The sequence below is a fragment of the Pseudomonas sp. BN414 genome (assembly GCF_029871275.1).
GTDB classification, from domain to species: domain Bacteria; phylum Pseudomonadota; class Gammaproteobacteria; order Pseudomonadales; family Pseudomonadaceae; genus Metapseudomonas; species Metapseudomonas resinovorans_C.
In genome coordinates, this window is the sequence record NZ_SSOL01000071.1 from 268,223 (window position 1) to 287,954 (window position 19,732).

A 19,732-nucleotide genomic window follows, 5' to 3' on the forward strand; every position below is an offset into this window, starting at 1 on the left:
CTCTGCAATTTTGATCGCATTACAGATTTGTATCAGAAGAGGAGGCACGAGCTACGCGTAGGAAAATTTCTTGCTGCTTATGCTCTCTTCCTTGAAAGGACAGAATACAACTTGGTACTCCGTCCTTTCCTCATGAGATCAGGGCTCGACTCGACGCTGCAGATGTATCCAGTCGACAATTTCCCCTTCCGGGCTATAACCGCTTACAGTCTCCCGTAGCAGTTGACGTACCCTAGCGTAATCATCCTGCTGAACGGCTTCGAGCACGGAAGCCAGCACAGTTTTGAGCGAATCCCAGCTTAAATGATCCTCGTTGGCCCTCATAATCATCGAATGATTGGTCGGACTAACGTTATCGCCTATCAGCAACTCCTCATACAGCTTCTCGCCAGGACGCAAGCCGCTGAACTCAATGCCGATATCACCATGGGGATTCTTCTCCGATCGCACACTTAAGCCCGAAAGGTGGATCATCTTCTCCGCCAGCTCAAGAATTTTCACCGGCTCGCCCATATCCAGCACGAACACGTCGCCCCCCTGCCCCATCGAACCAGCTTGAATCACTAACTGGGCGGCCTCGGGAATGGTCATGAAGTAACGGGTGATATTGGGATGAGTCACCGTGACTGGCCCACCACGACGAATTTGTGCATAGAACCTTGGAATCACTGAGCCAGAGGAGCCCAGCACGTTCCCAAAACGTACCATGGTGAATCGAGTCTTGTTCACATGATGGACTCCGTCCTTATCAGCGAACAAAACCGGTCCCGACTCTCGGCTCAATGCCTGCAAGATCATCTCCGCCAGTCGCTTCGTGCTGCCCATCACGTTGGTCGGTCGCACAGCCTTGTCAGTGGAGATCAACACGAAGTGCTCGACACCGGCCCTCACTGCAGCCTGGGCGGTGTACAAAGTACCCATCACATTATTCAGAACTCCCTCGGCAATATTGTGCTCCACCATCGGCACATGCTTGTAAGCAGCCGCATGGTAGACGGTGTCCACTTGCCAAGTGCGCATGATGTCAAGCAGCCGCTCGGGATTGCGGATAGAGCCGAGGATTGGCACCAGCCGTAGGGGCAACGACTCACGCTCGATCCTTTGCTCGAGTTCGGAATGAATGCTGTATAGATTGAACTCGCTGTGCTCGAACAGCAGTAGTGTCGTGGGCTCATTCGCCATGATCTGGCGGCACAACTCAGAACCGATCGAACCTCCAGCACCGGTCACCATGACGGTCTGACCACGAATGCAACGCTCGAACAACTCCTGTTGAGGCGGAACCGCATCACGGCCGAGCAAATCGGTGATATCTACTTCTTGGATATCATCGACCTTCACACGCCCACTGGCGAGGTCCATAAACCCCGGCACACTGCGCACATGCAGAGGGAACTGTTCAAGGAGTTCCAGTACCTCGCGCCGACGGCCACGAGATGCCGAGGGTATTGCGAGCAATATCTCCTGCGCCCCGGTTTCCTCAATCATCTGAGGAATATGCTTGGGCTTGAACACCCGCAGTCCTGCGATCACCCGATTGGCAATGCCACTGTCATCGTCTATGAATGCAACTGGACGCATCGCGCGCCCAATACGCAAGGCTCCAACCAACTGGTTACCAGCAGCCCCTGCGCCATAGATCGCCACCTTGGGCAATCCATCGTCACGATTCATAAACGGTATCGCGTGGCTGGCTGAGAACCAATCACCCATAAAGTACTGGCGCATCCCCAAGCGCAACCCACCGATTATCACCAAGCTCAGCCACCAGTAGTTGAACACCAGCGAGCGAGGTACAACGACTGCTGCATCGCGGTACCAATATACAGCCAGGGAGAGGAGCAGGGCCGACAGCGTGACAGCCTTGGCAATAGCTAGCAGCGCATCGTTACCAAAGTAACGCATTACCGCCCGGTACATACCGAACCGCACAAATAGTGGGATGGCAATCAGAGGGGCGGCCACGAAGAGCCACAGATACCCTCCCCATGGCTCAATCAGGTTGTCGGTACCCAAGCGCACGATGAATGCCAGCCAGAGCGCCAGCCACAGGAGCACTACGTCGACGAGAATTTGCAGCAACCGCTTGCGACGCCGCGGAAGCCCCAACAGGGCAGTACGTAAGCTACTCATTCACCAAATTCCAGTCATCGCAATGGTTCCCCTGTCGGCGTAGGCGCACGCTAAATCACTTCGTCGCAATAGCTACGACCGTATCGAGAATGATCTTCAGGTCTCCCAGTAAGGAATGGGAGCGGACGTAGTCAAGATAATACTGCTGCTTGATGGGCAGCACTTTTTCTACATAAGTGCGCTCCGGATCGGCCGAAGTCGCCAGCATCTCATTCTCGTTCCTGAATTCTATCGACGCGCGGTCGGTGATGCCCGGCCGAACCGATAGAACCTCCGCGCGCACCGCCTTGGGGTACTGATCCATGTATCGAGGCACCTCCGGCCGCGGCCCCACGAGACTCATGTCCCCCACAAAGACATCGAGCAGCTGCGCCAGTTCATCCAGTTTTGTCTTGCGCAGGAAAGCACCGGCCCCGGTCACCCTTCGATCGCTGCCGACGGTCAACTGAAGCCCCTTGGCTTCAGCATTAACCGCCATGGTGCGAAACTTGTGAATTCGAAAGATCTTGCCGTAACGTCCGACACGTTCCTGGCGGAAGAAGACTTCGCCTGGAGAATCAATCTTTATCCATATTGCGATCAGAAGGAATATAGGAAAAAGAAAAACCAGAGCAAGTGCACTCACCAGTAGATCAAATAAACGCTTAAGCATGACGTGTTATCACTTCAGGGACTCTTTCACAGCACAGACGACCCTGTCGATATCGGCATCGGTCATCCGGGTGTAGAGCGGCAGCGTGGCAGTACGTTCGTAGATCCTTTGGCTGACCGGGAACATCTCCGGAGTGAGGCCATAGGTGTCACGCCAGTAAGGCTGCTGATGCAGAGGAACGTAATGAACGCTCATCCCCACCCCCTGGGCGAACATTCGCTCGATGAACTCGGCCCGATCGACCGCTACATCATCGGCCAGCTGAACAACGTAGAGGTGCCAGGAATGCGTGTCATTGCCTGCAGCCTTTGGCGGTAGAATCAGCGGCAGCGACGCCAGGGCGTCATTGTAGCGGTCGGCTATGTATTGCCGCTTCTGCTGGAAAGCGTGGGCCTTCTTCAGCTGATGGATGCCGATGGAAGCGGCAATGTCGGTCAGGTTGTACTTGAAGCCCGGCGCGACAATCTCGTAATACCAACTAGGAACCTTGGCGGTAAACCGGTCGAAGGCATCCCTGTTAATACCATGCAGACGCATGATTCTGGCGCGCTTGGCGATTTCCGCATTGCGGGTTACCACCATGCCGCCTTCACCGGTGGTAATGGTCTTGTTGGCATAGAAGCTGAAGACCGTAACATCGCTTTCCAGGCTACCGATCAGCCTGCCATCGCAGGTGGTCGGGAGCGCATGGGCGGCATCCTCGACAATCTTCAGGCCATGCCGCTTGGCAATGTCGATGATCTTGTCCATATCCGCGCTGCGGCCAGCGAAATGCACCGGGATGATGGCCTTGGTGCGAGTCGTGATGACCTGCTCGATGGCATCTACGTCGATGCATAGCGTATCGGCGTCCACGTCGACGAAAACCGGATCGGCACCCAGGTAGCGAATGACTTCGGCCGTAGCGGTGAAGGTGTGGGTCGTGGTGATGACCTCATCGCCTGGGCCGATGCCCAATGCCTCTAGCGCCAGGTGCAGGCCGGCAGTTGCGGAGTTGACGGAAATGGCTTCCACGCCACCTCCGAGCCACTCTTCAAAATCGCGTTCGAACTGCTTGACCTTTGGGCCACTGGTCACCCAACCAGAACGAAGCGAAGAGACAACTTCTGCAATCTCTTCCTCGCCAATTTCGGGAAGAGCGAACGGCAGAAACGGAACACTCGAGCTGCTCATTATTCTTTACACACCTTGCTGTTAATCGATTAGGTGGAATTCAATCTTTAAGGCGACGCAAGTCGTAGGCGTAGTGGTTCATAAGCCGGCCGCCTGCTCGCTCTTCTGACATTGATAGAGTGAATCCAAGATCCCGATAAAATCCGTTGACCGCATCATTGCCGTTCGCATCGGTGCTGAGTTCGACTATGTCGGCCGACTTTTCCCTAGCGCTGCCAAGGAATGCGTTGACCAGAGCTTTTCCATTGCCTCGACGCCCCTGAGCAGGCGAAATTCCGATAGATGCCAGTTCAACCCGGAGCAAGTCATCTTGACTACTATCAGTGGATCGCTGCGAGACCAGTTTCATGTTTTCCAGTACACGCTTCCACAGCTTAGGGCGAATCGACAGATGCAGCGCCGCTGAAATCATCATGCGTTTCTTGCGCGAGCCCAAGAGGGCATAGAACTTGTCCGGCTGGGCGAAGCCTGCGACGAACCCTAAAGGTTTTCCTTCATCGTCCTCGGCCACTAGAAACAAGCTCTCCGCGTAATCAAATACCGTCTGGTAATACGCTTGAAGAAATGAAGGTCCCAGAAGGGTCATCAGGAAGTCTGGAAAGGCCACTTGATGAATCTTCGCCACTATAGGCAGATCCGAAAGCAACGCAGGGCGAACAGCAACGCTGTTGGAATCAGGCATGTCCAAATTTTTCCGTTACCAGGGTCAGGATACGAGAAACATGCTCGACACCATTCTTCTGGGACATATTTTCTCGATAGTAGCCTTCAGCCGCTGCGCCAAACACCGCCAGTTGTTCGGGCGTACTCCGAGCCATTTGCAACGCAGTCTCGGCAATGCTTGCCGGCGTGCAGGGCCTCGCAATCATTCCGGCGCCAGCTTTCTGAATGATTTCCGCCGACTCCCCTGCCACCGCCATTAGGATGGGCTTGCCCATCGCCATGTAGGCCTGGGTCTTGGACGGCACAGTAATTTCGAAAACCGGATCATCCGCCAGGTGCACCAGCAATGCGTCGGCTTTCGAAAGTTCGGCGCCGATGGCCTCGGGCGGAACACTGCCGCGAAACTCCACATTCTCCAAGCCCAGAGAGGCCGCCTGCTCCTTGAGGCGCTGGCCTTCAATGCCATCCCCGATGAATACGAAGCGGATACCTCGCTCGCCGTCCTGCTGAAGCAACTGAGCGGCCTGGATCACACTGCCCAATGCCTGGGCGGCTCCCAGATTGCCCGCATAGATGATATCGAAGCTGCTTGTGCTGCCGTGAGACGGATCGGAACGCTTTAACCTCGACTCATCGCACCAGTTGTAAATGCGATGAATCTTGCTCTCCGGAACTCCTTTCGCGACAAGCGTGCGCTTGTAGCCTTCGGACAGCACCACAATGGCCGACGCACGCTTGTAGACCCAGCCAACGCAGCGCTCGATCAAGCTAACTCCGCGAGGATTGCGGAGCATGCCCGTGGCAACCAGAGCCTCGGGCCAGAGGTCCTGGACGTCATAGATGAATGGCCGTCGATGGATACCACCGAGGATGGCGCAGGCGACTCCCCCAACCATCGGCGGAAAGTAGGAATAGATAACATCCGGCTTGCGGCCGACGAACAACGAATAGAAAAACGCCGATGCCGAAAAGGACGCATAACTCAGCAGCCGCTTGAGTGCCGAACGGCCGTGGGCCACATAGGAAGGCAGGCGAACCACACGCACCCCTTCGATGGTCTCCAACTGCATCAGGCGCATCCGATAGCCCGGGTAGATCTGGCCACCGGGGTAACTTGGGTAGGTGGTGACAACTTCGACTTCATACCCGCGTCTGGCGAGGTCCTGAACGAACGAAAGCCCCTTGATTGCATTCTCCGGGTCGAATAGCTGAGTAATAAGCTGAACTCGCACGAAAACCACGTCCTCCTCACGGCAACTTGCGTGGCGTAGCCAGAGCCACGCCTGGTAGGAGGTGTCACACCATCCGACCTTTCGATTCTGACTACCTGTTGCCAGATATCCTTTGCGAGAATGAGCTCACGATCCCTCGCGCGTTCCCACACCTTCCAGCTCCAGCTAAAAATTGCCGGAGATGCTATTTGCCGAACTCAATCAGCCGCTCAACTTCCAAGGTGCCCTGCCCTCTTCGGCGATCGAAAAGGTCGACGCCTTACCGTTTGGCGCATTTACCTCCCGGATTACCGGCCCCTCCCAGCCCACCTCCGCAATCCGGACCAGTTCTTCCTTAAGGAAGGTCGAGAGGATCTTCCGACCAAGCCAGATCGCTTGAATACGCCCATCACCCAGCGCAGGTTTCCTCTGCGATCAGAAACGCTTCGCGAAATCGCTGAGGCGACAGACGTCGGAGCATTAGCGCACGAAGAGCAACAAGAATCCAAGGCCGGCTGCCAGCCGGCGCTGAAGAATCTTTGAGCATAGCCGGCAACGAACACTGGACCGTCAAGCCGACTACTGTACCTTCCAGACATTGCGCATCACATAGTCGCGATAGCTGTGGATGATGCGGACGACCTTCTCTGCCACGTTTGGCATGCTGTAATCAGCGACTAGGCGCAGGCTGCGCTGTTCGTCGCGCCCCTGCTTTTCCAGCACGAACAGCCCCTGCATGACTCGCTCCAGATCAAGACCGACCATCATGGCGGCAGCCTCTTCCATGCCCTCTGGACGCTCATGCGCTTCGCGGATATTGAGCGCTGGGAAATTCAGGATGGAGGATTCCTCGTTGATGGTGCCGCTATCCGAAAGCACGGCCTTGGCAGTCAGCTGCAGCTTGTTGTAGTCCTTGAAGCCAAGCGGCTTCAACAGGCGCACGTTGGCATGGAACGCCACACCCAAAGCATCGACGCGTTTCTGCGTTCTGGGATGGGTCGAAATGATGACCGGATAGCCGTAATGTGCCGCCACGCCATTGAGCACATCGACTAGCTTGAGGAAGTTTCTGTCCGAGTCGACGTTCTCCTCACGGTGCGCACTGACTACGAAAAACTTCCCGGCCTCGAGCCCGAGGCGCTCCAGAACATCCGACCCGTCGATGCCTTCACGATAGTGATTCAGCACCTCGTACATGGGGCTGCCGGTCTTGACCACCATGTCCGGAGAGAGGCCCTCGCGCAGCAGATAGTCACGGGCAATCGTGCTGTAGGTCAGGTTGATGTCGGCAGTGTGGTCGACAATACGTCGATTAATTTCTTCCGGCACACGCATATCGAAGCAACGATTACCGGCTTCCATGTGAAAAGTTGGAATCTTGCGGCGCTTGGCGGGGATCACGGCCATACAGCTGTTGGTATCACCCAGCACCAGCAGGGCTTCCGGTTGCACCTCGGCCAGCACACGATCCACAGCGATGATGACATTGCCAATGGTTTCCGCACCACTGGCGCCTGCGGCATTGAGGAAGTGATCTGGTTTTCGGATTCCGAGATCCTGGAAGAAAATCTCGTTCAACTCGTAATCGTAGTTCTGGCCGGTATGAACGAGTATATGGTCACAATACTGATCCAACTTAGCCATTACCCGCGACAGACGAATGATTTCCGGGCGGGTACCTACAACAGTGACAACTTTCAGTTTTTTCATTGCAAGACTCTACTCAAAACTACAAAGACCGAGGGGGACAGCGCCCACTTACAAAGAAATCGCACGGGAGGGCACATCCTTGTCGCACCTTGCCACCGCTAACGGAGCAAGCACCGCTACCGAATCTCTACACCTCAGCCCCTATCGGCCTTGCATAGGTATCCGGCCGCTCGCGGTCGAAAATCTCGTTCGCCCAGAGCATCACGATCATTTCATCATCACCCACATTCGTGATGTCGTGGGTCCAGCCCGGAACGGTCTCGACGATCTCCGGCTGCTCGCCGGTGGTGAATAGTTCATAGAACTCACCGGACACGATATGCCGGAAACGGAAGCATGCCTTGCCCTTGATCACAAGGAACTTTTCGGTTTTCGTGTGATGATAATGCCCACCGCGAGTCACGCCAGGGTGTGCCGAGAAGTAAGAGAACTGCCCACTATCACCAGTCTTGAGCATTTCCACAAAAACCCCTCGCGGATCACCGTACTTGGGTACCTGATAGGTAAAACGCTCCGGCGGCAAGTAGCTGACATAAGTGGAGTACAGCGCACGCACCAAACCTTTCCCAACCGGCTCACTGATCAGGCTCGTGCGGCTATCGCGAAATGCCCGCAATTGCTCGGCCAAGGCTCCTACGCTGATAGTGTATTGCGGCTCTACACTCGCAAAAGGCTCGCCGGACAACTGGCCATCCATGACCGCAATGAAGTGAGCAATCACATCGTCGATATACACCAACTTGATGCATGCGTCCGGATCATTGATCTGAATTGGCAGATCATGGGCAATATTGTGGCAAAAGGTCGCTACCGCCGAGTTGTAGTTCGGACGAGCCCACTTGCCGAAGACATTGGGCAGACGGAACAGGTGCACCGAAGAGCCAGTCTTGCTTGCCAGTTTAAGCAACGCGTCCTCGGCGCCGCGCTTGCTGGCGCCGTAGGGGTTGTCCAGTTCAGCCTGGCTCGAAGAGGTGTAAAGCACAGGCACAGGCTTGCCATTCACCTCTATAGCATCGCAAAGTGCCTGGGTAAGGTCAGTATTACCGGCCTTGAACTCTTGTGGATTCTGCGGGCGATTCACCCCCGCCAAATGAAATACGAAATCCACTTCGGGCATTAATGCCTGTAACTGAGAAACATCATCCTCCCGAGTGAAGCACAGCAGTTCGACATCCGCGCGCTCCCCGAGATGAGCAACCAAGTTCTTGCCAACAAAACCATTGGCACCGGTGATCAGTACTTTCATCGATCACTCCTCTGGTACTGCGTGTTCGCCGCGTTTAATGGCACGCATGAAATCCAGCTTGAGCAACAGCTGCTGCATTCCCTGCACGTCCAGACGCTCGGTGTTGTGCGAGTTATAGTCTTCGAGGCGGGAGATCTTCTCCTCACCCTGCTCCACATACTTGGCGTAGTTTAGATCACGCAGATCCGGGGGAACTCGGAAATACGCGCCCATATCCTCAGCGCAGGCCATTTCCTCTCGGCTGAGCAACGCTTCGTAAAGCTTCTCACCATGGCGAGTGCCGATCACCTGAATAGGGTGGTCAGGTTTATCGAGCATTTGTGTCAACGCTTTTGCCAAAACTTCTACAGTGGCAGCCGGTGACTTTTGCACGAACAAATCACCGTTGTTGCCATGCTCGAAGGCATACAGCACCAGATCCACAGCGTCGGCCAGAGTCATCATGAAACGAGTCATGTTGGGGTCGGTCAGCGTCAGCGGTTTGCCGGCACGAATTTGTTCGATGAACAGCGGAATCACGGAGCCTCGCGAGGCCATGACGTTGCCGTAACGCGTTCCGCAGATGATGGTATTGTTATCATTACGTGATTTGGCAATCATCACCTTTTCCATCATCGCCTTGGATATACCCATTGCGTTGATTGGATAGACCGCCTTGTCGGTGCTTAAGCACACCACGCGCTGGACCTGATTCTGGATTGCGGCCTCTAGTACGTTCTCAGTGCCAAGCACATTGGTCTTGACCGCCTCCATCGGGTGAAACTCACATGATGGTACTTGCTTGAGCGCCGCAGCATGAAAAATATAATCCACACCACGAGTAGCGTTCAGTACGCTCTGATAATCCCGCACATCACCAATATAGAACTTTAACTTTTGGTTACCATAACGCTTACGCATGTCATCTTGTTTCTTCTCATCCCGGCTGAAAATCCGGATCTCAGCAATTTCCGTATCAAGAAAACGTTTGAGTACAGCGTTACCGAAAGAACCTGTGCCACCCGTGATAAGCAAAATTTTATTCTTCATGCAACACCCTCTTTAAAAAATCCTTTATTTTCGCGCCCTGGCTAGTACTTGATTTATTCTCGAGAATAAATCTCTTCGCCGAACTGCCAACTTCAATCAACTTATCTTCATCAAGACTCAGAACATGCCGCAAGCATTCCTTTAGCCCTTGCGTGTCGCCAGTCCGCGGAGCATAACAATGATCATAGTACTCCGCCGGGACTCCCGGCAGCCTATGCATGACGACTGGGCGCCCAGAGACCATGTACTCCATTATTTTCGACGGGAATGAGTAGCGCGTGTAAAGCCCCTCCGCAGATCGAGGGTTCACCAGCAGCGTGGCCTGATGTTGAATTTTGATAACCTGGTCTCTAGGCAACTGTCCCAGGTATTTAACCCGGGGGTCTTGAGAGGCAACCGACTCGATGTACTCCCTGGAATCACCATCACCACAAATCCACAGTTCGCAATCGGGGGCTGAGATTTCTCTAAATGCACTGACCAAGTCGCACACCCCATACCTACGGGCTAGAGTGCCTGAGTAAAACACTATCCTTCTATCAGACTCGACTTGGTCAGCATGAACTTCCGGCTCAACAGCCACACCCTCAACCACAACAAAACGCTGCTCTGTAACGCCTAACCTTTCCGCCATTGCAGATGTCAATAACACATAGCAATCAACCGAACCCAACAACTTATCAATCAAGAAGACATCAATTCTCTTAAACAACCTGTACAGTATATCTTTACTATCTGACATATGCTCAGGCAGATCAGGAACAATCAAACAGACCTTAGGGTAAGGTTTCCTGATTTTTTTCAAAAAATAAGCAGCTGCTAAAAACGGCAAATGAACAGAGTACATCATCAGCACATCATCAGATGAGAACCTGATCTTTCGAAGAGCATTCAACAAAGAAAAAAATCTAGAAAAATGCTTGATTATGGATATATTTAAAAAACCTATACCTTTCACCGATGTTTTCTTGAAGAGCTTATCAAAACACCCAGGAAAATATGCGTGAGTATAGCGAGCAGGATAAGACCCAACAAACGGAAGATTTAGAATTTCAATCCCATCATCAACAACAGCATCAAGCCCCTTCAGCAGTCCAAACTGAAAGGAGTCTGCCGCATTCTGGATGACCCCTTTAGAACGCTCTAGGATCTCCTTGCGCTGAACATCAGGGAACAAACCACCAACAAATACAATCCGCATACCTTTTACCGCCAATCCTCTAGTGGAGATTTTCTATACAAAGCGCCAAGTATATAAAAAACATAAACAACTAGAAAAAGATGCAAGCCAGGCTTGGGAGCGAAAAACAAGCCCTTAAAATGAGCCATTATAGCCATAAAAAGAATAGCAATTAACGAGACAAAGTCCCCACCAACACTTCTACCACGAACAAAACAGAGTGCGAAAAACACAAGCACCCCCGTCAAATACAAGATACCTCCAAAATGCAAAAGTATCACGTAACCGACATCACTACCGCCGACCGCGCGATAAAATACGTTCTCTCCGGTCCCAAATATGAGCCCCAACACTGATTCCGGCAAAAAGAACATTTCGCCGAACAAGATCGACAGCGTGCTAGTTCCAGTCCGCCCCATAATGTCATTATAAAAATATTCAAATTGATTAAAAACAAAATCAAATATTGCGATATCTCCTAAAAAGAAAATAACCGCCAAAAAAAACGACGCAGAGAAGATTACCAACAACCAACTCTTCAAACTCCAAACCCCGGGCAAAAACAGCAAGCCCAAAAACAGAACATATCCAATTCTTGCGTTAACGGAAATTGACAAAAAAACAAGAGCAGCCAGCGCAAGCGTGCTAACGCGAAGACCAAAGTACCCAACAACAATCAATAAAATGCAACCCTGAACCAATGAATATGAGAAAAGCAATTCATCACTCAGCCCGAACCCCCGATGCATCTGATACACCATAAGTTCAGCGTCATACTTCATGATTCCGAACTTCACATAATTCCCAAAATCCTGGTTAACCCACATGACCAACGAGAGGACTGAAGAAACTGCCGCAATAACTCCCAGCATCCTGACGAAATAAAAATAAGGGTCCATTCCCAGGCTAGAGGAAGCCCTCATAAAACAATAGAAAAGCCAGCAACAGACGGGAATATTAAGAAAAAGAATAATAAAAATACTGTAGTTGACTGCCTCCCCAGAAAATACGGACACAAAAACCGAGTATAGACACAAGAAAAATAGCAAAAGCATCTCACGCCTAAACACGTAAAACGCCTCGCCCAACTTCCCCATATACAGCAGATGAGAATAGGCAACCAAAGAAAGGAGTGCAGATATATTTATTGGCAAGCCTCTAAAAGGCGGCCCGTAAACAAACAAGAACAGTAAAACAAATAAAAGGAATCGGAACACTGATGAACTAGCCATTATTATTCATATTTGTCAAGATTCTTGAATACGCAATCTTCAAATTTGTAATAAGGATATCAATCCATATCAAATACCGCTTCATGTACGGAAACTCGCCACGCAACTTCTTAAACAGATCAATCCTAAGATGCAAATGCGCCCAAGGAACTTCTTTTTTTGCACTCAAACTTCCAATCGCATTTTTCCTATAGACTGATGATTTTTCGTTTTGATACCACAGGTCCCCCTCCAAGGAAAGGACAATTTCAAGAGCGAGATCTTGACTTCTAACCTGACCATACCATGCAGGTATCCTTCTATTTGCAATCTCTCTTCTGAAAAAAAGAGATGCTGTCGGGATGAACCACTTTCTCAGAACCAAGTCTCTAGTTGAATAATAGCCACTACTCAGTTTCGTATTGAAATCTTTAACCTCTCCAGTTCCCACATAATGCACGCTGGCATTGTGGCAACAAAACGCGGCGCCACTGTTATCTTCCATAAATCGATATTGCTTCGCCAACTTCCCATCATCTATCCAGAAGTCATCTCCTTCGCATATCGCTACATACTTTCCTCTGGCGTTCTTCATTCCTTCCCAGAAAGGCGCTCCTCCCTTGGAGAATATATTGACCGTCCTCAGTACAGGTATGATTATTTCAGGATACTCAAGGGCATACTTCTCAAGTATTTCTCTGGTTCCATCCGTTGAAGCATCATCATGCAAAATAATTTCAAAAGGGAAACTTGTTTTCTGCGATAACACACCAGCAAGAGCATCCTCTATATAGCTCTCCTGATTAAAGGAGACGAGCACTATACTGACGGCAATCTCCTCTGCCCCTCCCCAATCTTGCATGATCTGGGCCTCAGTTCGCAGCTGGCGATTTCTCGGCCTGCTCAACCCAGATGAAGCGAACTCATCATAGTTCATTCGCGAACCTTCTCAGGAATAAATAAGTCATCAATGAAACCCCCATAATTCCGAAAGAATAAGAAACCACTATTAAAGCGGCATCAATTCTTGTCACAAACCCCACATCCAGCATCGCCAAAAGTGCAGAGATGGAAAGTGCCGGCAAAACAATTAGAAGGACATTTCTATACAACCAAGAAAAATGTATACCGGGAATCAGCTTTCTATGGGTGTATGCAACCCACACCAATAAAAACAGCGCGTTCATGGAAACCCAAACCACACCGGCACCGACACCGCCGAACTTAATGGCTGCTATTACCTGTAAGGGGAGCAACAAGAAAGCCAGCCCCACGCTTCCAATCACATGGCAGCGGAGATTCCCTAATGAATATTGCAAATAGTACGGGAGGGCCGCCACGACCAGAAAACCGTTACCTGCGGCATATAACTGAATTATCGGGGTTATTTTAGTCGAGATCTCTGCATCACCAATCCACATCATCGTGAGTGGTTTCGCACACAGGCTTAATACGACCGCACCGCACCCACCGATCAAACTTACCAGCCTGGTTGCGTTATGATAAACCTTCATCATTTCTTGATCATTGCCCTCAGCCCGGAGCCTAGCCATAGTGGGCATCACCGCCATACCGATAGGTGACGCGGCAACAATCACGCCACTCGCAACCAGGACAGACAGGGTGAAATACCCATACTCTTCCAGCGATAGAATCCCCGACAACACCAACTTGTCGGCCTGAGTGACAAAAATCCAAACTGATGAAATGAAAGCAATAGTCAGCGAGAACCTAATGACAGAAGAAACTGGACGGAACGACCAACCTATATTTTCACCTGCATCAACACGAGGCAGTAATTTTTTAGCCTTGATGAAGACCAGTATCAACTCAACCAGGGCAACAACTAGTTGATACATGAAAAATACGAAAGGTGTAAATCCAAACAACCACATACTTAGGAATACACCAAGGAATCTCACCGTAGCGGCCAACGCATTGAAGCCACTTAGCCATACCAAACTCTCAAAGCCCGCAATAACACCGCGATAGAGGCCGCCCGTCCAGCGCAGTGCCACGCTGAATGCCATGATCTCCACGGCTAGAACTACATCGTCCAGCGGTAGTTCCGCCACATTGAGCCAGTGGGCTACGATGAAATCAGACAACAACCATAAACCACCACCGCCAATCACGGCAATGCCGGCAAAGATGATATTGAGGGCACGAAAGAACTGCCGGTAAGCCAGTGCTGACATTGCACCGCCGTTATACCGGGCGGTTTCTCGTCCGATAGTGGGCGTTAGCCCAACATCCAGCAGCGCAAACCAGGTTTGCAGCATGGTGAAGAAACCAACCAACCCATAGGCCTCTGCCCCCATATACTTTATATACAGGGGCAGAATTAAAATACCGACTGCAGTAACGTAAATCTGGCTGGCGTAGTTGGCTACTATGTTCCGCTTGAGAGGATAATTCACAGCTTTAATTTATCTTGCAGTTTATTTTCGACCATGGATATCAAGAGAATTCCGACCTATTCCTTCAAAAACTCACGCGCCAACGTCAATAGATCCCTTTTTCTTTCCTTAATCCGTCTTGCCGGCACACCCGAGTAAATACCGAAAGCCTCGCACGTCCTGGTAACCAGGCTCAAAGCTCCTACCGCCACGCCTTCCTCGAGAGTAACACCTGGCAGGACGATGCTACCTGCACCAATGATCACATGTTGTCCGATACCAACATCTGCATGAAAAACATTTGTAAACTCTTCAGGCACCATCGGATTCGTCATGCTCGCACCGCTGTAATCATCATTACTGCTGTAAATAGCGACTTTTGATGAAATATTGCTAAAGTCACCAAGAGTAATTCTTCCAGCGCCAATCAGCGAGGTATACACAGCGATATGAATATAGTTTCCGACTGAAATCCCACCAACTCCGGCAGATAGAACGCAAAAGTCATCAATCCGCACATTGTCTCCAATGCTGATATTTTGACAATTATAGTATGAGGCCTTGTCGGAGAGACGCGGATTCACCCCCACGTGGGCAAATCCCATTTCAGCGATCTGTTCGCGCGAAAGAAGCCCCATATTAATTACCCTTCACGAAATTAACGATCCGCGAGATGTCGCAGTCATTAAGAGCTGGGTAAATCGGCAAACATAGAACTTTCTCTGCCACGTCAAATGCCACTGGCAAATTTCCGCGCTGAGCTGACGGCATTCCGCGATACATGGGAAACTCGCTAATCAGCGGGTAGAAATAGCGTCGCGCAAAAATATTGTTGTTCTTGAGCTTCAGATACAGTTCATCGCGGCTGAGTGGGTAGTCGGTTTCAACCAGGACTGGGAAATAAGAATAATTAGCTACGGCCTCGCCGGCTTCTTCAACGATGTGAATTCCTTGCACATCTTTCAACATTTCGCGATAGATCCTGTTGATCTCTTTGCGTCGAGCCTGCGCGCGCTCAATGTGCTGGAGTTGAAGTAGGCCAAAGGCTGCATTGACTTCGCTCATCTTGCCATTGATACCGGGCGCAACCACGGTAACTTCATCGACAATACCGAAGTTCTTCAAGTGGTTGATACGCTGTTTAGTCTTGGCGTCTGGGCAGATGATCGCCCCACCCTCAAGGGTATTGAAGACCTTGGTAGCATGGAAACTCAACACGCTCAAATCACCATGCCGAAGGATGCTGCCTTCGGCATCCTGGACGCCGAAGGCGTGAGCAGCATCGTAGATCACTCGCAGGTTGTAGTTATCAGCGATTTTCTGGATGGCTTGGACATCACAGGGGTGGCCGTAACAGTGTACCGGCATGATCGCAGTGGTTTGCGGGGTGATAGCGGCTTCGATTTTGCTCGGGTCTAGGTTAAGGGTGTCCGGATCGATATCGACGAAAACCGGCTTGATCCCATTCCACAACAACGAGTGGGCAGTGGCAACGAATGAATACGGCGTGGTGATCACTTCTCCAGTCACGCGCAGCGACTGCAACGCGGTAAGCAACGCGATAGTTCCGTTGTTGAACAGGGCGATGTGCTCGACTCCAAGGTAATCGCTCAGCGCGTCTTCCAACTGCTGGTGCATCGGCCCGCCATTGGTGAGAATCTTGTTGTCCCAGATCTGCTGCAAATAGGGGATAAACTCGTCCAGCGGCGGCAGATACGGCTGGGTCACGTAAATTGGTTTGTCGCTCATTGCAAATCCTCTACCAAAGACAACAAGTAATCACCGTAGCCATTCTTGCTCAGCGAAGAAACGATGCGATGCAAAGCTCTTTTGTCAGCAAACCGCTATTGAATGCACAATAGCCTTGGCGCTTTTTGCTTGCCCGCATCGGCACACGCCACGCTTTCATCACCAAGCAGCTGCCGATCGACCTGGCAGATCGTGATGTTGGCCGCTGCGCCTGCCCGCACGATGCACCAGAGCCGATTCGGCATCGACTACCTTTTCACGCCGAAGTTCCATCGATTGCCTTGCCGTACCCGGCCCAGCGCTTAGCAATGCACTCAGCTTAACAAGGGAACTCAAGAGTGGTACTCCGGCTACCAACAAGATCCGGAGTAACTTAAATTTATCTCTTAATTGCTGAGCGCAGCAGAGCGATGAATACGCCCAACATTCCACCCAACACTATACCCAGGGCAACGATAAATGCTTTCTTGGGTTTTATCGGCGATTCGGGAGCTTCTGCGACACTATCAAGGGTAAAAACCGCGAACTTATCCGATTCCAGACCAATTCCCGATAGAAACTCAAATTGACTCTGCAGGTCGCGCAATTCAGTAATGAAGGGGTCATCCGACTTTCGCGCCTGCAGCACTTCCAATTCGGCACGAATCGCCTTTGCGCCACGCATATACATCAGACTTCCATCGACAAAAGACGACAACTCACCATCCGAAGAGATCCGCCCCTCCGTCACCTCAGGCGCGTTCTTACCTACGGCCTCTGCCACTTTAAGCGCTTCCTGCAAGCGCGCGATACGATCTTCACGCTGTTTGAGTGCCGTTGCACGCAAAACATCAATGCGTCGCTGAATGGCCTGCGCGCGTGTGTCAATTTCACTCAACATGTTTCGCTGCATGTCAACACTTGCTAGCACAGCAGCTGAGCGGATAAACAAATTTGTCCACTCAGCTGCTAGTTGAGGATCTTTATGCACTACGCTAACTTCATAATTTCCAGGCTTGCTTCTTGCGTCAGGCTCTCTAACTGTCAATGTACGATTGAAGGCATCCCATAAATACTCTTGAGCATTCACTGGTTTATCGCCGGGAAGAGAGGGAAGATATACCTCACGAAAAAACTTACGCCGCAATGTTTCGGAGAAAAGAATGCGAGTGAACACACCATATACATCCGCCACTCCGACACTAGGCAAGTTAGCTTCCTTGCGCCCAAGGTTATAGCCAGCGATATCGCTGATTTTCGGTGGCAACAAACTAGACTTGGCCTGATAAATCGGCGGGCTCAAAAATGCGTAGGACGCAGCACCAATAGCAACCACCAATGTCACGAATGCAATTAACAACTTTTGAGCCCAGAGGCTCTTTGCCAAGCCAAGAAGATCTATATCACTAGACCATCGAGGTGCATTGAAAACAGGTGATCCGTGCATCATTTGTCCTTGATCGTGGGCTGCTCTAGAAGCGGGCGCGTATTCTGCCACACAGGTTCGCTCGTCCAGAAACTCTCAGCTGAGCGGCCCCGGCTTTTCGACTCTCGATCTACAGCTGTTGGCGTTTCGCGATGGGAACCGCGAGAAGGAAGAGCCCCCGGAATAGAGGTTCTCGTACCAATCACTCGCGGGCTTGTAATCTACCCTGATTGATGTGAAGTGACGAGCGTTGGTCGACCCAGGAAAAATTCTTCTTCAGCACGCCATTTGCCACGAGCCGAGTCCGCGGACGACTGTGCCGGACACGCTCCAGCGGATGCGCGTGGGCTACCTCTAATGGGGTTTACCTGGACGCGCCCGAAACCTCAACGGGCCATGGCATTCTGATATGACTTGCAGAAGCGAAATGTCGAGTGCACAGCCTCCATCGCTTGAGGAACTCGCGGGCTGCCCACGCGCTCATCCGGCTCAAGTCATCTTCGCCATTTCGGTAATCGACGGATAAAAAAATGCGGCATGGGGTCGACTCGCCCCCCATGCCGCACTGCTTCGCGCTTTGTTGTCGCCTCCTCAGCCGACGATGAAGTCCGCCTGGGTCACGGTGGTGGCATCCGCCACACCCACCAGGGTAATGCTGTCGGTACCGATGGTGACCTGAGTATTCTCACCCAGGTCGGCGATGCCGACGCTGGTCGCGAAGTTCACTGCAGTGATGCCGAGCGCAGCTATGTTCATCAGGTCCTGACCACCCACCGGGTCGGAGTCGAAGTCAAGGATGCTGTCGTTACCGAACCCCGCGGCGAACACGAACGTATCATTGCCCAGACCACCCACCATGGAGTCATTCCCTGCTCCACCGGTGAGCACATCAGCACTGGCACCCCCAATGAGACCGTTGTTCAACTCATTGCCCGTGCCGTTGAATGAACCGCTGCCGAGGAACATGAGGTTCTCGACGTTGGCGCCTAGCGTATAGCTCGACAGCGTCGTCAGGACAGAATCGGTGCCACCAGCGTCAAACTCGATCACCGTGTCCAGGGCATTGTCGACGCCGTAGATATCGTCGCCGCCACGACCAACCATCGCATCTGCGCCCCCCTCGCCGATGAGGACGTCGTTGCCAGCCGCCCCAAAGAGGCTGTTGCTCTGGTCATTGCCGAATCCAGTGAACGAACCGCTACCGATGAACTCGAGCATCTCGACGTTGGCCGCCAATGTGTAGCTCGACAGGATGGTCAAGGCAAAGTCAGTGCCACCGCCGTCAAACTCGATCACATTGTCCAGGGCATTGTCGACGCCATAGGTATCATCCCCACCTCCACCGACCATCGCATCCGCCCCCTCTCCACCGATGAGGAAGTCGTTGCCAGCTCCGCCAAAGAGGCCGTTGTTCAGTTCATTGCCGAAACCGATGAACGAACCACTGCCGATGAACTGAAGGATCTCGAGGTTGGCCGCCAACGTGTAGTTCGGCAAGATGGTCAACACCATGTCGGTACCACCACCGGCGGACTCGTTCACCAGGTCCAGGGCATTGTCGACGCCATAGGTGTCGTTGCCGGCACCACCGGCCATCGTATCTGCACCGTCTCCACCGATGAGGAAATCGTCACCCGCGTCACCGTTGAGGGTGTCGTTGCCGAGCGCCCCCCACAGGACATCGTTGCCGTCACCACCGTTGGCTATATCATCACCCACTGTGCCGAGGAAGGTATCAGCACCCACCCCACCACTGAACAACGCCCCCACCAGCCCGGTCGCCGCCGACGCTACTGAGTTGTTGAACCCACTGTCATCGACGTAGCTGGTGACCACCCGCAGGAACAGGCCGGCCTGCGCTGCACCCGGGGTGAAGTTGGCCGTATTGGCCCCCGGGATATTGGTGAAGGTCACGCCGTTAACCGACGACTGCCACTGGAAGTTGAACACCGACGTCGTCGTGCCATCGAC

Annotated in this window: 16 protein-coding genes; all 16 read right to left on the reverse strand. The window is 52.1% G+C overall.

Features of this window, described 5'->3' with window-relative positions; genetic code table 11:
• Positions 1-138 precede the first annotated feature (138 nt).
• Positions 139-2,133 carry a nucleoside-diphosphate sugar epimerase/dehydratase gene (locus tag E8E95_RS19310; protein ID WP_280352856.1) on the reverse strand — a complete coding sequence of 665 codons (1,995 nt, stop codon included), beginning with the start codon at positions 2,131-2,133 and terminating at the stop codon, positions 139-141.
• 55 nt (positions 2,134-2,188) lie between these two features.
• Positions 2,189-2,785: a sugar transferase gene (locus tag E8E95_RS19315; protein WP_280352858.1), complete on the reverse strand. Its 597-nt coding sequence runs from the start codon at positions 2,783-2,785 to the stop codon at positions 2,189-2,191.
• A gap of 9 nt (positions 2,786-2,794) precedes the next feature.
• Complete coding sequence (locus E8E95_RS19320) at positions 2,795-3,958, reverse strand: DegT/DnrJ/EryC1/StrS family aminotransferase (protein WP_280352860.1); 1,164 nt, start codon at positions 3,956-3,958, stop codon at positions 2,795-2,797.
• Positions 3,959-3,998: 40 nt separating this feature from the next.
• Entirely contained in the window at positions 3,999-4,640 is a 642-nt protein-coding gene (locus E8E95_RS19325; protein ID WP_280352862.1) for a GNAT family N-acetyltransferase, read from the reverse strand.
• Positions 4,633-5,853, reverse strand: coding sequence for a glycosyltransferase family 4 protein (locus tag E8E95_RS19330; RefSeq protein WP_280352864.1), 1,221 nt, complete (start codon positions 5,851-5,853; stop codon positions 4,633-4,635). Before E8E95_RS19330 ends, E8E95_RS19325 begins: the two co-directional genes overlap by 8 nt.
• Before the next feature lie 558 nt (positions 5,854-6,411).
• Positions 6,412-7,542: a UDP-N-acetylglucosamine 2-epimerase (non-hydrolyzing) gene (gene wecB, locus E8E95_RS19335; RefSeq protein ID WP_280352866.1), complete on the reverse strand. Its 1,131-nt coding sequence runs from the start codon at positions 7,540-7,542 to the stop codon at positions 6,412-6,414.
• A 127-nt stretch (positions 7,543-7,669) separates the two neighbouring features.
• A complete protein-coding gene (locus E8E95_RS19340; protein WP_280352868.1) occupies positions 7,670-8,788 on the reverse strand; it encodes a capsular polysaccharide biosynthesis protein CapF in 1,119 nt (372 codons plus the stop codon).
• Between the two features lie 3 nt (positions 8,789-8,791).
• Positions 8,792-9,817 (reverse strand): polysaccharide biosynthesis protein, encoded by a 1,026-nt coding sequence (locus E8E95_RS19345; protein ID WP_280352870.1) that lies wholly within the window; start codon positions 9,815-9,817, stop codon positions 8,792-8,794.
• The gene (locus E8E95_RS19350) at positions 9,807-11,018 is read right to left on the reverse strand and encodes a glycosyltransferase (protein ID WP_280352872.1); all 1,212 of its coding nucleotides are present in this window, start codon (positions 11,016-11,018) and stop codon (positions 9,807-9,809) included. Before E8E95_RS19350 ends, E8E95_RS19345 begins: the two co-directional genes overlap by 11 nt.
• A gap of 5 nt (positions 11,019-11,023) precedes the next feature.
• Positions 11,024-12,229, reverse strand: a complete 1,206-nt coding sequence (locus tag E8E95_RS19355) for a hypothetical protein (protein WP_280352873.1) — start codon at positions 12,227-12,229, stop codon at positions 11,024-11,026.
• Entirely contained in the window at positions 12,222-13,145 is a 924-nt protein-coding gene (locus E8E95_RS19360; RefSeq protein ID WP_280352875.1) for a glycosyltransferase, read from the reverse strand. Before E8E95_RS19360 ends, E8E95_RS19355 begins: the two co-directional genes overlap by 8 nt.
• On the reverse strand, positions 13,135-14,628 hold the full coding sequence (locus E8E95_RS19365) for an oligosaccharide flippase family protein (protein WP_280352877.1): 1,494 nt from the start codon (positions 14,626-14,628) through the stop codon (positions 13,135-13,137). The genes E8E95_RS19360 and E8E95_RS19365 overlap by 11 nt, the downstream gene beginning before the upstream one ends.
• A gap of 56 nt (positions 14,629-14,684) precedes the next feature.
• Complete coding sequence (locus E8E95_RS19370; protein WP_280352879.1) at positions 14,685-15,245, reverse strand: acyltransferase; 561 nt, start codon at positions 15,243-15,245, stop codon at positions 14,685-14,687.
• A 1-nt stretch (position 15,246) separates the two neighbouring features.
• Positions 15,247-16,356, reverse strand: coding sequence for a DegT/DnrJ/EryC1/StrS family aminotransferase (locus E8E95_RS19375; protein ID WP_280352881.1), 1,110 nt, complete (start codon positions 16,354-16,356; stop codon positions 15,247-15,249).
• A gap of 379 nt (positions 16,357-16,735) precedes the next feature.
• Positions 16,736-17,833 (reverse strand): Wzz/FepE/Etk N-terminal domain-containing protein, encoded by a 1,098-nt coding sequence (locus E8E95_RS19380; protein WP_280352882.1) that lies wholly within the window; start codon positions 17,831-17,833, stop codon positions 16,736-16,738.
• 519 nt (positions 17,834-18,352) lie between these two features.
• On the reverse strand, positions 18,353-19,711 hold the full coding sequence (locus E8E95_RS19385; protein ID WP_280352884.1) for a calcium-binding protein: 1,359 nt from the start codon (positions 19,709-19,711) through the stop codon (positions 18,353-18,355).
• Positions 19,712-19,732 lie beyond the last annotated feature (21 nt).

Coding starts and splice junctions, on each gene's coding strand:
- E8E95_RS19310 (WP_280352856.1), bottom strand. CDS start 2,133: ATGAGTAGCTTACGTACTGCCCTGTTGGGGCTTCCGCGGCGTCGCAAG.
- E8E95_RS19315 (WP_280352858.1), bottom strand. CDS start 2,785: ATGCTTAAGCGTTTATTTGATCTACTGGTGAGTGCACTTGCTCTGGTT.
- E8E95_RS19320 (WP_280352860.1), bottom strand. CDS start 3,958: ATGAGCAGCTCGAGTGTTCCGTTTCTGCCGTTCGCTCTTCCCGAAATT.
- E8E95_RS19325 (WP_280352862.1), bottom strand. CDS start 4,640: ATGCCTGATTCCAACAGCGTTGCTGTTCGCCCTGCGTTGCTTTCGGAT.
- wecB (WP_280352866.1), bottom strand. CDS start 7,542: ATGAAAAAACTGAAAGTTGTCACTGTTGTAGGTACCCGCCCGGAAATC.
- E8E95_RS19340 (WP_280352868.1), bottom strand. CDS start 8,788: ATGAAAGTACTGATCACCGGTGCCAATGGTTTTGTTGGCAAGAACTTG.
- E8E95_RS19345 (WP_280352870.1), bottom strand. CDS start 9,817: ATGAAGAATAAAATTTTGCTTATCACGGGTGGCACAGGTTCTTTCGGT.
- E8E95_RS19350 (WP_280352872.1), bottom strand. CDS start 11,018: ATGCGGATTGTATTTGTTGGTGGTTTGTTCCCTGATGTTCAGCGCAAG.
- E8E95_RS19355 (WP_280352873.1), bottom strand. CDS start 12,229: ATGGCTAGTTCATCAGTGTTCCGATTCCTTTTATTTGTTTTACTGTTC.
- E8E95_RS19360 (WP_280352875.1), bottom strand. CDS start 13,145: ATGAACTATGATGAGTTCGCTTCATCTGGGTTGAGCAGGCCGAGAAAT.
- E8E95_RS19370 (WP_280352879.1), bottom strand. CDS start 15,245: ATGGGGCTTCTTTCGCGCGAACAGATCGCTGAAATGGGATTTGCCCAC.
- E8E95_RS19375 (WP_280352881.1), bottom strand. CDS start 16,356: ATGAGCGACAAACCAATTTACGTGACCCAGCCGTATCTGCCGCCGCTG.